16 protein-coding genes are annotated in these 13,375 nt (G+C 71.3%); 8 read left to right on the forward strand and 8 right to left on the reverse strand.

The window, feature by feature from the left end; translation table 11 throughout:
* Window positions 1-32 precede the first annotated feature (32 nt).
* From ABFJ78_RS13660 to ABFJ78_RS13670, 3 genes are read right to left on the reverse strand one after another with little or no spacing between them, the layout of a single operon-like run.
* Entirely contained in the window at window positions 33-887 is an 855-nt protein-coding gene (locus ABFJ78_RS13660; RefSeq protein WP_436386377.1) for an LLM class F420-dependent oxidoreductase, read from the reverse strand.
* A gap of 2 nt (window positions 888-889) precedes the next feature.
* Window positions 890-1,255, reverse strand: coding sequence for a VOC family protein (locus ABFJ78_RS13665; protein WP_436386378.1), 366 nt, complete (start codon window positions 1,253-1,255; stop codon window positions 890-892).
* Complete coding sequence (locus tag ABFJ78_RS13670) at window positions 1,252-1,656, reverse strand: nuclear transport factor 2 family protein (RefSeq protein WP_436386379.1); 405 nt, start codon at window positions 1,654-1,656, stop codon at window positions 1,252-1,254. The genes ABFJ78_RS13665 and ABFJ78_RS13670 overlap by 4 nt, the downstream gene beginning before the upstream one ends.
* A gap of 89 nt (window positions 1,657-1,745) precedes the next feature.
* On the opposite strand from ABFJ78_RS13670, the gene ABFJ78_RS13675 reads away from it, so the two are divergent.
* The 4 genes from ABFJ78_RS13675 to ABFJ78_RS13690 all read left to right on the forward strand — a co-directional run bounded on the left by ABFJ78_RS13675 (window position 1,746) and on the right by ABFJ78_RS13690 (window position 4,706).
* Window positions 1,746-2,180, forward strand: a complete 435-nt coding sequence (locus tag ABFJ78_RS13675; RefSeq protein WP_436386380.1) for a MarR family winged helix-turn-helix transcriptional regulator — start codon at window positions 1,746-1,748, stop codon at window positions 2,178-2,180.
* 111 nt (window positions 2,181-2,291) lie between these two features.
* The gene (locus ABFJ78_RS13680) at window positions 2,292-3,272 is read left to right on the forward strand and encodes a malate dehydrogenase (protein WP_436386381.1); all 981 of its coding nucleotides are present in this window, start codon (window positions 2,292-2,294) and stop codon (window positions 3,270-3,272) included.
* A 122-nt stretch (window positions 3,273-3,394) separates the two neighbouring features.
* Window positions 3,395-3,976 carry a ClpP family protease gene (locus tag ABFJ78_RS13685; RefSeq protein ID WP_436386382.1) on the forward strand — a complete coding sequence of 194 codons (582 nt, stop codon included), beginning with the start codon at window positions 3,395-3,397 and terminating at the stop codon, window positions 3,974-3,976.
* A 73-nt stretch (window positions 3,977-4,049) separates the two neighbouring features.
* Window positions 4,050-4,706 (forward strand): SGNH/GDSL hydrolase family protein, encoded by a 657-nt coding sequence (locus tag ABFJ78_RS13690; protein ID WP_436386383.1) that lies wholly within the window; start codon window positions 4,050-4,052, stop codon window positions 4,704-4,706.
* Between the two features lie 55 nt (window positions 4,707-4,761).
* On the opposite strand, the gene ABFJ78_RS13695 is transcribed toward ABFJ78_RS13690, so the two are convergent.
* The 5 genes from ABFJ78_RS13695 to ABFJ78_RS13715 all read right to left on the reverse strand — a co-directional run bounded on the left by ABFJ78_RS13695 (window position 4,762) and on the right by ABFJ78_RS13715 (window position 10,188).
* Window positions 4,762-5,208: a DUF6294 family protein gene (locus ABFJ78_RS13695; protein ID WP_436386385.1), complete on the reverse strand. Its 447-nt coding sequence runs from the start codon at window positions 5,206-5,208 to the stop codon at window positions 4,762-4,764.
* A 191-nt stretch (window positions 5,209-5,399) separates the two neighbouring features.
* Window positions 5,400-7,454 (reverse strand): M3 family metallopeptidase, encoded by a 2,055-nt coding sequence (locus ABFJ78_RS13700; protein ID WP_436386386.1) that lies wholly within the window; start codon window positions 7,452-7,454, stop codon window positions 5,400-5,402.
* 94 nt (window positions 7,455-7,548) lie between these two features.
* Complete coding sequence (locus ABFJ78_RS13705; RefSeq protein WP_436386388.1) at window positions 7,549-8,256, reverse strand: histidine phosphatase family protein; 708 nt, start codon at window positions 8,254-8,256, stop codon at window positions 7,549-7,551.
* Window positions 8,257-8,306: 50 nt separating this feature from the next.
* Window positions 8,307-9,149: an undecaprenyl-diphosphate phosphatase gene (locus tag ABFJ78_RS13710; RefSeq protein WP_436386390.1), complete on the reverse strand. Its 843-nt coding sequence runs from the start codon at window positions 9,147-9,149 to the stop codon at window positions 8,307-8,309.
* 1 nt (window position 9,150) lies between these two features.
* On the reverse strand, window positions 9,151-10,188 hold the full coding sequence (locus ABFJ78_RS13715; protein ID WP_436386392.1) for an LLM class F420-dependent oxidoreductase: 1,038 nt from the start codon (window positions 10,186-10,188) through the stop codon (window positions 9,151-9,153).
* Window positions 10,189-10,274: 86 nt separating this feature from the next.
* Here ABFJ78_RS13715 and ABFJ78_RS13720 point away from each other — a divergent pair, with 86 nt between their 5' ends.
* The 4 genes from ABFJ78_RS13720 (at window position 10,275) to ABFJ78_RS13735 (ending at window position 13,373) form a co-directional block, all read left to right on the forward strand.
* On the forward strand, window positions 10,275-11,243 hold the full coding sequence (locus ABFJ78_RS13720) for an aldo/keto reductase (protein ID WP_436386393.1): 969 nt from the start codon (window positions 10,275-10,277) through the stop codon (window positions 11,241-11,243).
* Window positions 11,244-11,334: 91 nt separating this feature from the next.
* Complete coding sequence (locus tag ABFJ78_RS13725; RefSeq protein WP_436386395.1) at window positions 11,335-12,342, forward strand: YncE family protein; 1,008 nt, start codon at window positions 11,335-11,337, stop codon at window positions 12,340-12,342.
* A complete protein-coding gene (locus tag ABFJ78_RS13730) occupies window positions 12,339-12,563 on the forward strand; it encodes a DUF5703 family protein (protein WP_086678081.1) in 225 nt (74 codons plus the stop codon). Before ABFJ78_RS13725 ends, ABFJ78_RS13730 begins: the two co-directional genes overlap by 4 nt.
* Before the next feature lie 3 nt (window positions 12,564-12,566).
* Window positions 12,567-13,373: an endonuclease/exonuclease/phosphatase family protein gene (locus ABFJ78_RS13735; RefSeq protein WP_436386397.1), complete on the forward strand. Its 807-nt coding sequence runs from the start codon at window positions 12,567-12,569 to the stop codon at window positions 13,371-13,373.
* Window positions 13,374-13,375: the final 2 nt, after the last annotated feature.

The raw sequence follows: 13,375 nt of genomic DNA on the forward strand, positions 1-13,375 counted from the left end.
CGATCACCCCGCGACGTCCGGGCTTGATCGTTTCACTCCGCCAGCAACCCCGCGACCCGCCCCAGCGTCGCGACCCCCGCCGCCGACCACGGCCCCGCCGTGATCACGACCGCGTGCTCGATCCCCCACTCCGCGAACTCCGCACACCGCCGCGCGAACGACTCCGCGGACTCCCCCGGCGACAGGCGCGTGCTGATCGTCTTCTCGACCTCCCCGTACGGCCGCCCGGCCTCCTCGCAGTGCCGCGCGAGGACGGCCAGCTTGTGCCGAACGGTCTTACCCCCGTCCGGGATGTCGAACACGTTGCACGCGTCGGCGTACCGCGCGACGAGCCGCAGGGTCTTGCGCTCACCCGCCCCGCCGATCAGCACCCGCGGGCGGCGCACCGGCCGCGGGTTCCCGATCGGACGGTCGAGGCGGTAGTGCGCGCCCTCGAACGCCGAGGCGTCGCCGTCCCACATCCGCAGCGCCAGCCGGACGGTTTCCTCCATCCGTTCGAAGCGCTCGCCCACCGGCGGGAACGGCAGGCCCATCGCCCGCGCCTCGCCCTCGTGGTGCCCGGTGCCGATCCCGAACCGGGCCCGTCCGCCGGAGAGGACGTCGAGGGTCGTGACCGCCTTGACCAGCAGCGCCGGCGGCCGGAACGTCACCGCCGACACCATCGTCCCCAGCCCGATCCGGCTCGTGCGGGCGGCCAGGAACCCGAGTGTCGTGTAGGCCTCCAGCATCGCCGAATCCGGCGTGCTGTTCGGGTCGGCCTGCAGCAGGTGGTCGGGCACCCACAGCGTGTCCAGCCCGGCGTCCTCGGCGGCCACCGCGATGCCCGCCAGCTCGCCGGTCAGCTTGTCCGGCCACGAGAAGTCCGTGACCCCGATGCTCAGCCGCACGGCTACTCCCTCGTCAGCAGTTCCAGGTTGTGGCCGTCCGGGTCCTCGAAGTAGACCCCGCGGCCGCCGTTCATGGAGTTGAGCTCGCCGGCCCGCTCGTGGAACGGGTCCGCCCAGTACGGGATGCCGGCCCGCTCGATCCGCGCCATCGCGGCGTCGAAGTCGGCCTCGCCGACCAGGAACGCGTAGTGCTGACTGGTGACGGCGTCAACCTGGAGGTAGTCGAGCGTGACGCCGTTCGCCAGCCGGATCGGCACGAACGGCCCGGCGACCGGCTCGGTGCGCAGACCCAGGATCCGGGCGAGGAACTCCGCCGACTCCTCCCGGTCGGTCGCACACACGATCGTGTGGTTCAGTTCGACGCTCATCGCTCGTCTCCGTCCGGCGTGAACGGCGGCGGGCCGCCGATCGGGCTGAGGTGGATGGCGGCCAGGCGCCACCGGTCGCCGTCGCGGACCAGCACGTGAGTGGCGCGGAACCGGCCGTGCACCGGGTTGCCCCGGTGGGTCGCGAGCTGGTCGTGGACGCCGATCGCGATCGCGGTGCCGCCGAAGTCGCGGACCTCGACGTCGGTCCAGTTCAGCTTCTCGGTGACCAGCCCGCCGCCGGCGTAGCGCCCCAGCCACGCGTCGCGGTCCAGGACGAAGCCGAGCGGGCCGACCAGGCGGAAGCCGTCGGCGACCAGGCCGGCCAACACATCGGTGTCGCCGCGCTCCTCCGCGGCCGCCCACACCCGGCCGAACTCGCGGACCTCTTCTTCGGTGCTCATCGCGTTCCCCTTCCGGTTCGATGAGCACAACGTTAGATCTCTAATGATTAGATGTCAAACGCTTAGACCCCTGCGGTAGGCTGCCGGTCGTGCCAGCACCCACCACCGCCCCCATCGGCGTCGTCCTCGCCCGCACCGCCAAAACCGCGGGCCGCGCGTTCGACCAGGCCCTCGCCGCCGCCGGCGGCTCTCAGCCCGTCTGGCAGATCCTCATCTCCCTCAAAACCAGACCCGTCGCCAACCAGCGCGAACTCGCCGACGCCGTCGGCATCCAAGGCGCCACCCTCACCCACCACCTCAACGGCATGGAAACCGCCGGGCTGGTCACGCGCCGCCGCGACCCGCAAAACCGCCGCGTCCACCTGGTCACCCTCACCGCGGAGGGCGAACAGCTCTTCCTCCGCCTCGCCTCAGCGGCCATCGCCCACGACGAACGCATGCGAAAAGGCCTCACCGACACCGAGATCGCCCAGCTCGCCGACCTCCTCCACCGCCTCGCCGCCAACGTCACCGACGAAGGGTGAGGCCGACAAAAGCGATCCACGCAACAGTGACTGGACGCACCCGACCGGCGACGCCCAGGAGGGATAGGCTCCACACCACTAGCCAAAGTCGTCTCAAGCTGGAGTACCGCAATGACCCAAGCCCCTGTCAACGTGACCGTCACCGGCGCCGCCGGCCAGATCGGCTACGCGCTGCTCTTCCGCATCGCTTCCGGTCAGCTCCTCGGCCAGGACGTCCCGGTGAAGCTGCGGCTCCTCGAGATCCCGCAGGCGGTCAAGGCGGCCGAGGGCACCGCCATGGAGCTCGAAGACGGCGCCTTCCCGCTCCTGGCCGGCACCGACATCTTCGACGACCCCAAGCAGGCCTTCGAAGGCACCAACATCGCCCTCCTCGTCGGCGCCCGCCCCCGCAGCAAGGGCATGGAGCGCGGCGACCTCCTCGAGGCCAACGGCGGCATCTTCAAGCCCCAGGGCGAAGCCATCAACGCCGGCGCCGCCGACGACGTCAAGGTCCTCGTCGTCGGCAACCCCGCCAACACCAACGCCCTCATCGCCCGCTCGCACGCCCCCGACGTGCCCGCCGACCGCTTCACCGCGATGACCCGCCTCGACCACAACCGCGCCCTCGCCCAGCTCTCCAAGAAGCTCGGCGTCCCCGTCACCGAGCTCAAGAAGCTCGCCATCTGGGGCAACCACTCCGCCACCCAGTACCCCTCGGTCCAGCACGCCGAGGTCGGCGGCAAGGCCGTCGAGGTCGACCAGGCCTGGCTCGAGAGCGACTTCATCCCGACCGTCGCCAAGCGCGGCGCCGCCATCATCGAAGCCCGCGGCCTCTCCTCCGCCGCCTCGGCCGCCTCCGCCGCCATCGACCACGTCCACACCTGGGTCAACGGCACCCCGGCCGGCGACTGGACCTCCGCCGCCGTCGTCTCCGACGGCTCCTACGGCGTCCCCGAAGGCATCATCTCCTCCTTCCCGGTCACCGCCTCGAACGGCAAGTACGAGATCGTCCAGGGCCTCGAGATCGACGACTTCTCCCGCGCCCGCATCGACGCTTCCGTCGCCGAGCTCGTCGAGGAACGCGACACCGTGCAGAAGCTCGGCCTCATCTGAGCCCCGCCACGACCCGGGCCGCCGTCCACATCGGACGGCGGCCCTTTCGCGTCCGGCGAACACCGCACGCTCACAGCGAAACCGCCACCGCCGACCCGCCCCGCGGCTCTACCGTCAGCCCCATGACCCTTCTCGCCGCACCCGAAATGCAGGCCCCGAGCACCGCCCCCGAAGACTCGGTCTACCAGCAGCTCCTGCGCGACCGCATCGTCTTCCTCGGCTCCGAGGTCAACGACGACGTCGCCAACCGCCTCATCGCCCAGCTCCTCCTGCTCGCCGCCGACGACCCGGCGAAGGACATCACCTTCTACATCAACTCCCCCGGCGGCTCGGTCACCGCCGGCATGGCCATCTACGACACCATGCAGCTCGTCAAACCCGACGTCGCCACCTACGGCCTCGGGTTCGTCGCCTCCATGGGCCAGTTCCTGCTCTCCTCCGGCGCCCCCGGAAAGCGCTACCTCCTGCCCAACACCCGGATCGTCATGCACCAGCCCTCGGCGGGCATCAGCGGCGCCGCCACCGACATCGCCATCCAGGCCGAGGTCTTCGGCAAGATGAAGCGCCGCATCGCCGAAATCACCGCCCGCCAAACCGGCCAGAGCGTCGAACGCATCACCACCGACGCCGACCGCGACCGCTGGTTCGACGCCGAGGAAGCCCTTTCCTACGGCTTCGTCGACCACATCGTCGCCGGCGCCTGACACGCCCGCCCCTGGCGGGGGATGCCAGCGCCGTGTGCGTCCCCCGCCAGGGGTCCCCGCCAAGCTCGGCCCCATGACGATCACCCTGAAACCCCACAGCACCGTGCTCTTCGCCGGCGACTCCATCACCACCCTCTGGCGACCGGAAGGCGAAGACCGCTGCGGCTACCCGCTGCTCGTCGCCGGCGAGTGGTGCTTCCGCCACCCCGGCCGCCCGATCACGTGGATCGACACCGCCGACGCCGGCCACACCGTGACCGACCTCGAAGCCCGCTGGCAGACCGACGTCCTCGACGCCCGCCCCGACGTGGTCTCGATCCTCGTCGGCGTCAACGACAACGGACGGCACACCTTCGACCCACGCCGGCGCGAAGTCTCCGCCGACGAGTTCGCGGCGGGCTACCGCCGCCTGCTCGCACCCCTCGCCGAAGCCGGCGCCGAGCTGATCCTCATCGAGCCGTTCCTCCTGCCGGTCGAAGGGGTCACCGAAGCCGGCGACATCCGCATCGACGCCGACGTGCGCCGGGACTGGCGAGCCGGCCTCGACCCGAAGATCCAGGCCGTGCGGCACCTCGCGGCTGAGTACGGCGCCCACCTGATCGCCGCCGACCGCATGTTCGCCGAGCTCTCCGCGGAAACCGGCCCGGAACACTGGTCCGCGGACGGCGTGCACCCGACCCCGGAAGGACACTGCGCCCTCGCGGCCGCCTGGATCGACCTGGTCTCCTAGTTCTCCCGAACTCGCCCCGGTGCCGCACGGGCACCGGGGCGACCGATCGCGACGATCAACAGTGACTCGTCAACCTCATGCCCTGGATCCGGTCAAACCACGCCGGGTCGAACGACCCAGCGTCGAACCACCACGTCCACGTGTTCTTCACCGTGCCCCGCACGAACTTCGGGTCGCCTCCGTGCGTGATCGGACCCAGCACGAACCCGTTGACATCCGTGGCAACCGGCCACATCAGCCACGCGTCGCCGCTGTCGCTGCTGTTGATGATCGCCTCGAAGGACGCGCTGCCGTTCCGGTTCAGCGTCCACTTGGCCCGCTCCATCGCGCAGTCCCCCGCGGTGATGCGGCCCCAGCTGAACCAGCAGGAACCGGCGCCCGTGCAGGTCGCCTGCGTGGTCGCCGCCGCCTGCGTCCCGGCCGACGCCGGCCCGGCGAACAGGACGCCCAGCGCCAGCACGAACAAGGCCACGATGACCGAAACCCGACGTGATCCGTTCATCGGATCTCCCTCCCCTGGAGTTGTCGAAGCACTCAAGCTAGCTCCGCGCAGCTCCCGGCGAAGGTCACGGACGTGCAGTTCCCGGGGAAGCAGGTCCCGTCCGTCTTAGCCGTTTTTTCGGGCGGACAAAACGACTGTAGGGCTGGTTTCGAAACCAGCCCTACAGTATAGGTCGTTATACAGTTGAAGGATCAGACTCCGGTGAGGCCGCGGCGGGCCAGGAGCGGCTCGATCTCGGGGTCTCGGCCGCGGAAGGCCCGGAAGGCGTCCATCGGGTCGATGCTGCCGCCCCGGCCCAGGAGGGTGCGGCGGAAGTGGTCGCCGTTCTCGCGGGTCAGTCCCCCGCTCTCCCGGAACCACTGGACGGTGTCGGCGTCGAGGACTTCGCTCCAGATGTAGGAGTAGTACCCGGCGCTGTAGCCGCCGCTGAAGACGTGGGCGAAGTACGTCGTGCGGTAGCGCGGCGGGATGGCCTCGACGGCGACGCCCGCCTTGACGAGCGCGTCGGTCTCGAACCGCTGCACCTCCTCCACGCGGTCGTCGACGCCGAGGCGGTGCCAGGCCTGGTCGAGCAGGGACGCGGCCAGGTATTCGGTGGTGGCGAAGCCTTCGCCGTACTGCTGGGCGGCGAGGAGCTTGTCGACCTGCGCCTGCGGCAGGGCCTCCCCCGTCTCGTGGTGCTTGGCGTAGTTGGCCAGCACCTCCGGCCACAGCATCCACATCTCGTTGACCTGGGACGGGTATTCGACGAAGTCGCGGGGCACGTTGGTGCCGGAGAACGTCGGGTAGCGGACCGACGAGACGAGGGCGTGCAGCGCGTGGCCGAACTCGTGGAACGCGGTGACGACCTCGTCGAAGGTGAGCAGGGTCGGCTCCCCCGCCGGCGGCTTGCCGACGTTGAGGACGTTGACCACGACCGTCTTGCGGCCGAGCAGCTCGGACTGGTCGACGAAGGTGTTCATCCAGGCGCCGCCGCGCTTGGCGTCGCGGGTGTAGAGGTCGAGCAGGTACAGCCCGAGCGGCGTGCCGTCGGCGTCGAACACCTCGAAGGTCCGGACCTCCGGGTGGTACTTCGGCAGGTCGGTGCGCTCGGTGAAGGTGAGGCCGTAGAGCTTGGTGGCGGCGAAGAAGACGCCGTCGAGGTACACGCGGTCGGCTTCGAAATACGGGCGCAGCGCCTCGGTGTCGACGTCGAAGCGCTCGCGGCGGACCTGGGCCGCGTAGTACGGCCAGTCGGACGGACGCAGTGTCGCGCCCGGGACGTCGGATTCCAGCAGCTGCTGCAGTTCCGCGGCTTCGGTCCGGGCGTTCGCGACGGCGGCGGGCGCGAGCCGCTCCAGCAGGCCGGCTGCGGCTTCGGCGGTCTTCGCCGTCTCGTCGGCGATGACGTACGCCGCGTGGTTCGGGTAGCCGAGCAGGACGGCCCGCTCCGCCCGCAGGTGCGCGATCTCGGCGACGAGCGCGTTGTTGTCGAAGTCGTTGCCGCGGTTGCCCCGCGCCATCGACGCGGCGTGGATCCGCGCGCGGACGTCGCGGTCGGTCAGGGTCTCCAGCGGCGACGCCTGGCTGGTCGGCAGCGTCAGCGGGATGACGTACTTGCCGTCCTCGCCGCGGGCGGAGGCGGCTTCGGCCGCGGTGGCGATCGCGCCGTCGCCCAAACCGGCCAGCTCGGCGCGATCCTCGATGACGACGGCCAGGTCGTTGGTGTCCTTGAGCAGGTTCTGCTGGAACCGCGTCTGCAGCGTCGACAGCTGCGCGTTCAGCTCGCGCAGGCGGGCCTGCTCGGCCGCGCCCAGCCCGGCGCCCGCGCGGCTGAAGTCGAGGTGCTGCCGCTCCAGCAGCCGCCGCGACTCCCCGTCGAGGCCCAGCTCGTCCCGCTTCGCGTGGAGGGCGTCGATGCGGGCGAACAGCTTGGGGTTCAGGTGGATCGCGTCGTGGTGGGCGGCCAGCTTGGGCGCGAACTCCGCCTGGATCGCCTGGATCTCGTCGGTGCTGTTGGAGCCGGAGAGGTTGTAGAACACGCTCGCCACCCGGCCGAGCAGCTCGCCGGAGCGCTCGAGGGCGACGATCGTGTTCTCGAACGTCGGCTCGGCGTCCTGCGCCGCGATCTGCTCGATCTCCGCCGCGTGCTCGGCCAGGCCGGCCTCGAACGCGGGCCGGTAGTGCTCGTCGGCGATCCGGTCGAAGGGCGGCAGGGCGTAGGGCAGCTCGCTGGGTGCGGCGAACGGGTTGTCCGGCGAAATCATCGGGGCAGGCTCCTGGTGGGGGTGCAACACTCGGTCCCGCCACCCTACGTGGTCCGCCGCCATCGATGTCAGCGCTTTCCGGAGGTGGCCAAGCTCACCGGCCGGTGGTACCGCCCACGACGGCGTCGCTGCCCGAAACGGCCTTCTTGCCCCGCTTCGGCTTCGGCTCCGGTGGCACGATCCCGCGCAGGTCGCCGCCGTGGTCGTTGACCCGCATGACGAACGGCCGCGTCTCGGTGTAGCGCACGACGGAGATGGACGCCGGGTCGACGACGATCCGCTGGAAGGCGTCGAGGTGCTGGCCGAGCGCGTCGGCGAGGATGGACTTGATCACGTCGCCGTGGCTGCACAGGAGCCAGACGGCGTGGTCGCCGTGCTCGGCGGTGATCCGCCGGTCGTGGGCGCGGACGGCGGCCACCGAGCGCGCCTGCATCGCCGCGAGCCCTTCACCGCCGGGGAACACCGCGGCGGAGGCGTGCGCCTGCACGACCCGCCAGAGCGGCTCCTTCGCCAGGTGCTTGAGCTCCTTGCCGGTCCAGTCGCCGTAGTCCACTTCGGACAGCCCGGGCTCGACGACCTTGTCCAGGCCGCGCGCGGCCGCCAGCGGTCCGACGGTCTGCTTGCACCGCAGCATCGGTGACACGACGAGCCCTGAGAGGGGCACGCCGTCGAGGCGTTCGACGAGCTTCTCCGCCTGGGCGCGGCCGGTGTCGTCGAGGTTCACCTTCGGCGAACGCCCGGCCAGGATCCCGGAACCGTTGGCCGTCGACTTGCCGTGCCGGAGCAGAATGACCGTACTCACGGCCCCCACCCTACGTGGGGACCGATCATGCGGTCCCCACGCCGGGTGGATCAGTGGCTGACCGGACCCGCGTTCGGGTCGAGCACACCAGTGAAGATCAGCACGAACAGCAGCACGCCGAGGACCAGCCGGTACACCACGAACGGCACGAAGCTGCGCTTCTTGATGTAGGCCATCAGCCACGCGATCACCGCGTACCCGACGCCGAACGCCACCAGCGTCGCCAGGATCGTCGGGCCCCACTGGGCCGGCACGTCGCCCGAGCCGATGTCCTTGAGCTTGTACACACCCGAGCCGAACACCGCCGGCAGCGCCAGCAGGAACGAGTACTCCGCCGCCTCCGCGCGGGTGTAGCCCAGCAGCAGGCCGGCGCTGGTCGTGCCGCCGGAGCGGGAGACGCCCGGGATCAGCGCCAGCGCCTGGGCGAAGCCGAAGCCGAGACCGTGCGGCACGGTCAGGTGGTCCAGCGTCCGCTCCTGCTTCCCGACGCGGTCGGCGTAGAGCAGGATCAGGCCGAACACGATGAGCACGGTCGCGGTGATCCGCAGGTCGCGGAACGCGCTGTCGATCTGGTCCTGCAGCAGCAGGCCGAGCACCACGATCGGCAGCGAGCCGACGATGATCAGCCAGCCCAGCCGGGCGTCCGGGTCCTGGCGCCACTCCGCCTTGTACAGCGAGAAGAACCAGGCCTGCAGGATCTTCCCGATCTTCTTGCCGAAGTAGATGATCACCGCCAGCTCGGTGCCGATCTGGGTGACGGCGGTGAACGCCGCGCCCGGGTCGTCCCAGCCGACGAGCGCCGCGACGATCCGCAGGTGCGCGCTCGAGGAGATCGGGAGGAACTCGGTCAGGCCCTGGACCAGGCCCAGGACCAGTGCTTCGAACCAGCCCACGTCAGGCCACCCCCGCCAGCTCGAGCGCCTCGACGGCGGTGGTCAGCGCGCCTGCCGGGTCGGGGGTGAACGGCGACACCGACAGGGTCGTCACGCCGGCCTCGGCGAATTCGGTCATCTTCTCCGCGATCCGTTCCTTCGGGCCCAGCAGCGACGTCGCGTCGAGGAACTCCAGCGGCACCGCCGCCATCGCCCCGGCGCGGTCGCCGGCCAGGTACTTCTCCTGCACTTCGGCAGCTTCGGCTTCGAAGCCCATCCGGCAGGCCAGCCGGTTGTAGAAGTTCTTTTCCTTGCTGCCCATCCCGCCCAGGTAGAGCGCCGCGTAGCCGCGGACGGCGTCCGCGCACCCCTTCCAGTCGTCCCCCGCGACGAGCGGCACCGTCGGGACGACGTCGAAGCCATCGAGAGTCCGCCCGGCCCGCTCGGCGCCGGCCCGCAGCTGCGCCAGCTGCTCCCCCGCGTGGGCGGGCGAGAAGAACACCGGCAGCCAGCCGTCGGCGATCTCCCCGGTCAGCTCCAGGTTCTTCGGGCCGATCGCGGCCAGGTAGAGCGGGATGTGCTTGCGCGCGGGCCGGACGGTCAGCCGCAGCGCCTTGCCGGGGCCGTCCGGCAGCGGCAGCGTGAAGTGCTCGCCCTCGTGGGACAGCCGTTCGCGCCGGAGCGCCTTGCGGACAATCGAGGCGTACTCGCGGGTGCGGCCCAGCGGCGAGGCGAACCGCACGCCGTGCCAGCCTTCGGACACCTGCGGGCCGGACACGCCCAGGCCGAGCCGAAACCGGCCGCCCGAAAGCGTGTCGAGGGTCGCGGCGGTCATCGCGGTCATCGCCGGGGTCCGGGCCGGGATCTGCAGCACGGCGGCGCCGACGTCGATCCGCGACGTCTGCGCCGCGATCCAGGTCAGCACGGTCACGGCGTCCGAGCCGTACGCTTCCGCCGCCCACACGACGGCGTAGCCCAGTTCGTCCGCTTGTTTCGCCAGGGCCAGGTTCGCGGGGTCGTTCCCCGCTCCCCAGTAGCCGAGATTCAGTCCGAGTCGCACGGGGCCAGACCCTAACGGGGGCCTTGATCGCGACACGACTCACCTTGGTCTCCTCCGGACGGGGCAGCCCACTAGGCTCGGCGGTCGTGGAAAAGCGACTGCTCGGCCGCTCGGGACTGCGCGTCTCGCGGATGGCGCTCGGCACCATGACCTGGGGTGGCGACACCGACGCGGAAGAGGCCGCCAGCCAGCTGGTCGCCTTCGTGGACGCCGGCGGCACCCTGGTGGACACGGCCGACATCTACGGCGAGGGCGAGAGCGAGCGGGTGCTCGGCTCGCTGCTCGGCGACCTCGTGCCCCGCGACGACGTCGTCCTCGCGACCAAGGCGGTCGCCCGGCGCACGGACGGCCCGTTCGGCGGCGGCGCCTCCCGCGGCGCCCTGCTCAGCGCGCTCGACGGCTCGCTCAAGCGGCTCGGCACCGACCACATCGACCTCTGGCAGCTGCACGCCTGGGACACCTGCGTGCCGATCGCCGAGACCCTCGCCGCCCTCGAGTACGCCGTGACCAGCGGCAAGGTCCGCTACGTCGGCGTCTCGAACTACGCGGGCTGGCAGCTCGCGACGGCCGCCGCCGGCGCCGCCGCGGTCGCCCCGATCGTCTCCACGCAGGTCGAGTACTCGCTGCTGGAGCGCGGGGTGGACCGCGAGGTCGTCCCGGCCGCCGAGCACCACGGCATCGGGCTGCTGCCCTGGGCACCGCTGGGCCGCGGGGTGCTGACCGGCAAGTACCGCACCGGCACGCCCGCGGACTCGCGCGGCGCGAACAGCGCGTACGCCGGCTACGTCGAGCACCACCGCACCGACCGGGCCGCTCGGATCGTGCAGGCGGTCGCCACCGCGGCCGACGGGCTGGGCACGTCGCCGCTGGCCGTGGCGCTCGCCTGGGTCCGCGACCGGCCCGGCGTCGTCGCCCCGGTCGTCGGGGCGCGGGACACCGGCCAGCTGACCGGCTCGCTGACGGCGGAGGAGATCACCCTCCCGCCCGCGATCCGCGCGGCGCTCGACGACGTGAGCGCCATCGAGGTCGGCTACCCGGAGCGCTGGCCGCATTAGGTGTCTGTTGGGTGACATGCGCGTGACGGCAAGACGATCGTGGAGGATGCTGGTGTTGACCGCCCGTCGAGGGACACCTGGAGGCAGCAACGTGCGTCGGTTCGCCGCCGTGTCGTGGATCGCGATCCCGCTCGCCGGTGTCCTGGTGCTCTCGGGTTGCTCGTCGGCCAAGACCGACAGCGACGAGCTGCAGATCGTCGCGAACCCCGTCGCGGCGAAGCCGGCCGTCTCCCCCGCCGTGACCGTGAAGCCCGCCGGCCAGGTGCTCGCCACCGGAGCCGTGTCGGCGCTGGCCGTCGCCGAGGGGACCCTTGTCGTCGCTCTCGCTCAACCGCCGTCTTTGCAGCTCTACGACCTGAACGCGCTCGCGTCACCCCCGGTGAATATGCCGTTATACGGCAAGGCGGAGAAGCTGACCGTGGCACCGGGGCGGGTGGAGATCGCGGAGCCGGCGCAGGGTGTGGTGCAGCAGCTGTCGTTGCCGGGCCGGAAGCTCACGGAGACGAAGACGGGCGGGCAGCCGGCGTCCAGCATCGCCTACGGCGCCGACCGGCTGGTGGCGATGGGGCCCGGCAGGGACATCCAGGTGCTGCCCGCGACGGGTCCGGCGCGGACGATCGGCGGGCAGCTCTACAGCGCCGACGACGTCGTGGACACGGGCAAGGGGGTCGTGGTGCTGGACCGGCTGCGGACCGCGGTGTTCTCGGTCGACGTCGCCGCCGGGAAGGTCAACGAGGGCCTGCGGGCGGGCGACGGCGCGGCGAACGCGGTGGCGGACTCCTACGGGCGCGTGCTGGTGACGGACGCGCGCGCGGGTGCGCTGATCGCGTTCTCGGCGTCGCCGCTGATCATGCGGCAGCGCTACCCGGTGCCCGGGGGCGCGTACGGGATCGCCTACGACGCGAAGCGGAGCCTGGCCTGGGTGACGCTCACCGAACGCAACGAGGTGGTCGGGTTCGACGTCCGCGGCGGCGAGCCCGTCGAGAAGTACCGGTTCCCCACCGTGCGCCAGCCGGACTCGGTCGGGGTGGACGAAAGGAGCGGCCGGGTGCTCGTCGGCTCGGCCGCCGGAGAAGGGACCCAGGTGATCCAGCCATGACGACGGTCAGCGAGGCGGTGGTCGAAGGGGATTGGGAGTATCGCCGCCTGCACCTCCCCCCGGGCGTGTCCCGGCGTGCGGCGGCGATCCAGCTCTCCATCCACGCGGAGTTCGCGGGCTGGGAACTGCGCACGGTGCGGCTCTACGCCGACGGCACGCGCAGGGTCTGGTTGCGCCGCAAGAAGACGAAGGAAAGCCTCCCGGGCGCCCTGCCGACCTGAGCCGTGGCGGGGGACCCCCTTCAGCCGTACGGGCCGTTGATCGGCTCGCGCCTCCGGCTGCTCACCTGGAACGTCTGGGGCCGGTTCGGGCCCTGGGAACACCGCCAAAGCGGCCTCTCCACAGCCCTCGCCGAACACGCCCCGGACGTCGTAGCGCTCCAGGAGGCGTGGTCGGCGGCCGATCGTGACCAAGCGCGGGAGCTCGCGGCCGCGCTTGGGCTGCCCCACCACCGGTTTTCCGGCGACCGCGTGGAAAACGGCGTGAGTTCGGGCAGTGCGGTGCTTTCCCGCTGGCCGATCGGCACCGTCGAAGCGTGGGTGCTGCCCGGTCCCGCCGGCCACGAAGGCAGTGCCGTCCGGGTCGACGTCGACGGTCCGCGTGGCCCGGTCCGGCTCGTCAACGTCATGCTCGACTGGCCACTGCACCACACCGACGTCCGGCAGTGCCAGGTGGCCGAGCTGGCGCGACGGGTACGCGAGGCCGGTCGCGGCGCACTGACCGTGGTGTGCGGCGATTTCAACGCCACGCCGGACTGCGACGAGATCCGGATGCTCACCGGCCGTGCCGCGGGCGCGGGCGTGTGCTGGCACGACGCCTGGGAGTTCGCCGGCACCGGGCCGGGGCACACCTGGTCCACGGCCAACCCGTGGGCCGCGGCGGTGTTTCCCCGGGATCGGCGCATCGACTACGTCTTCTCGGCGTCGTTCCGCCGGGGCGGTGCCGGGCAACCGGTCCGGGCGGAGGTCTTCGGCACCGGTGTCGCCGCGCCCTCCGATCACTACGGGGTACTGGCCGAACTGCGCTACTGACG

Source organism: Amycolatopsis sp. MEPSY49, from assembly GCF_051337345.1.
Lineage (GTDB): Bacteria > Actinomycetota > Actinomycetes > Mycobacteriales > Pseudonocardiaceae > Amycolatopsis.

Bases quoted from the DNA above. Each gene is read 5' to 3' on its own strand.
- ABFJ78_RS13665 (WP_436386378.1), bottom strand. From the start codon at position 1,255: ATGAGCGTCGAACTGAACCACACGATCGTGTGTGCGACCGACCGGGAG.
- ABFJ78_RS13670 (WP_436386379.1), bottom strand. From the start codon at position 1,656: ATGAGCACCGAAGAAGAGGTCCGCGAGTTCGGCCGGGTGTGGGCGGCC.
- ABFJ78_RS13680 (WP_436386381.1), top strand. From the start codon at position 2,292: ATGACCCAAGCCCCTGTCAACGTGACCGTCACCGGCGCCGCCGGCCAG.
- ABFJ78_RS13685 (WP_436386382.1), top strand. From the start codon at position 3,395: ATGACCCTTCTCGCCGCACCCGAAATGCAGGCCCCGAGCACCGCCCCC.
- ABFJ78_RS13690 (WP_436386383.1), top strand. From the start codon at position 4,050: ATGACGATCACCCTGAAACCCCACAGCACCGTGCTCTTCGCCGGCGAC.
- ABFJ78_RS13695 (WP_436386385.1), bottom strand. From the start codon at position 5,208: ATGAACGGATCACGTCGGGTTTCGGTCATCGTGGCCTTGTTCGTGCTG.
- ABFJ78_RS13700 (WP_436386386.1), bottom strand. From the start codon at position 7,454: ATGATTTCGCCGGACAACCCGTTCGCCGCACCCAGCGAGCTGCCCTAC.
- ABFJ78_RS13730 (WP_086678081.1), top strand. From the start codon at position 12,339: ATGACGACGGTCAGCGAGGCGGTGGTCGAAGGGGATTGGGAGTATCGC.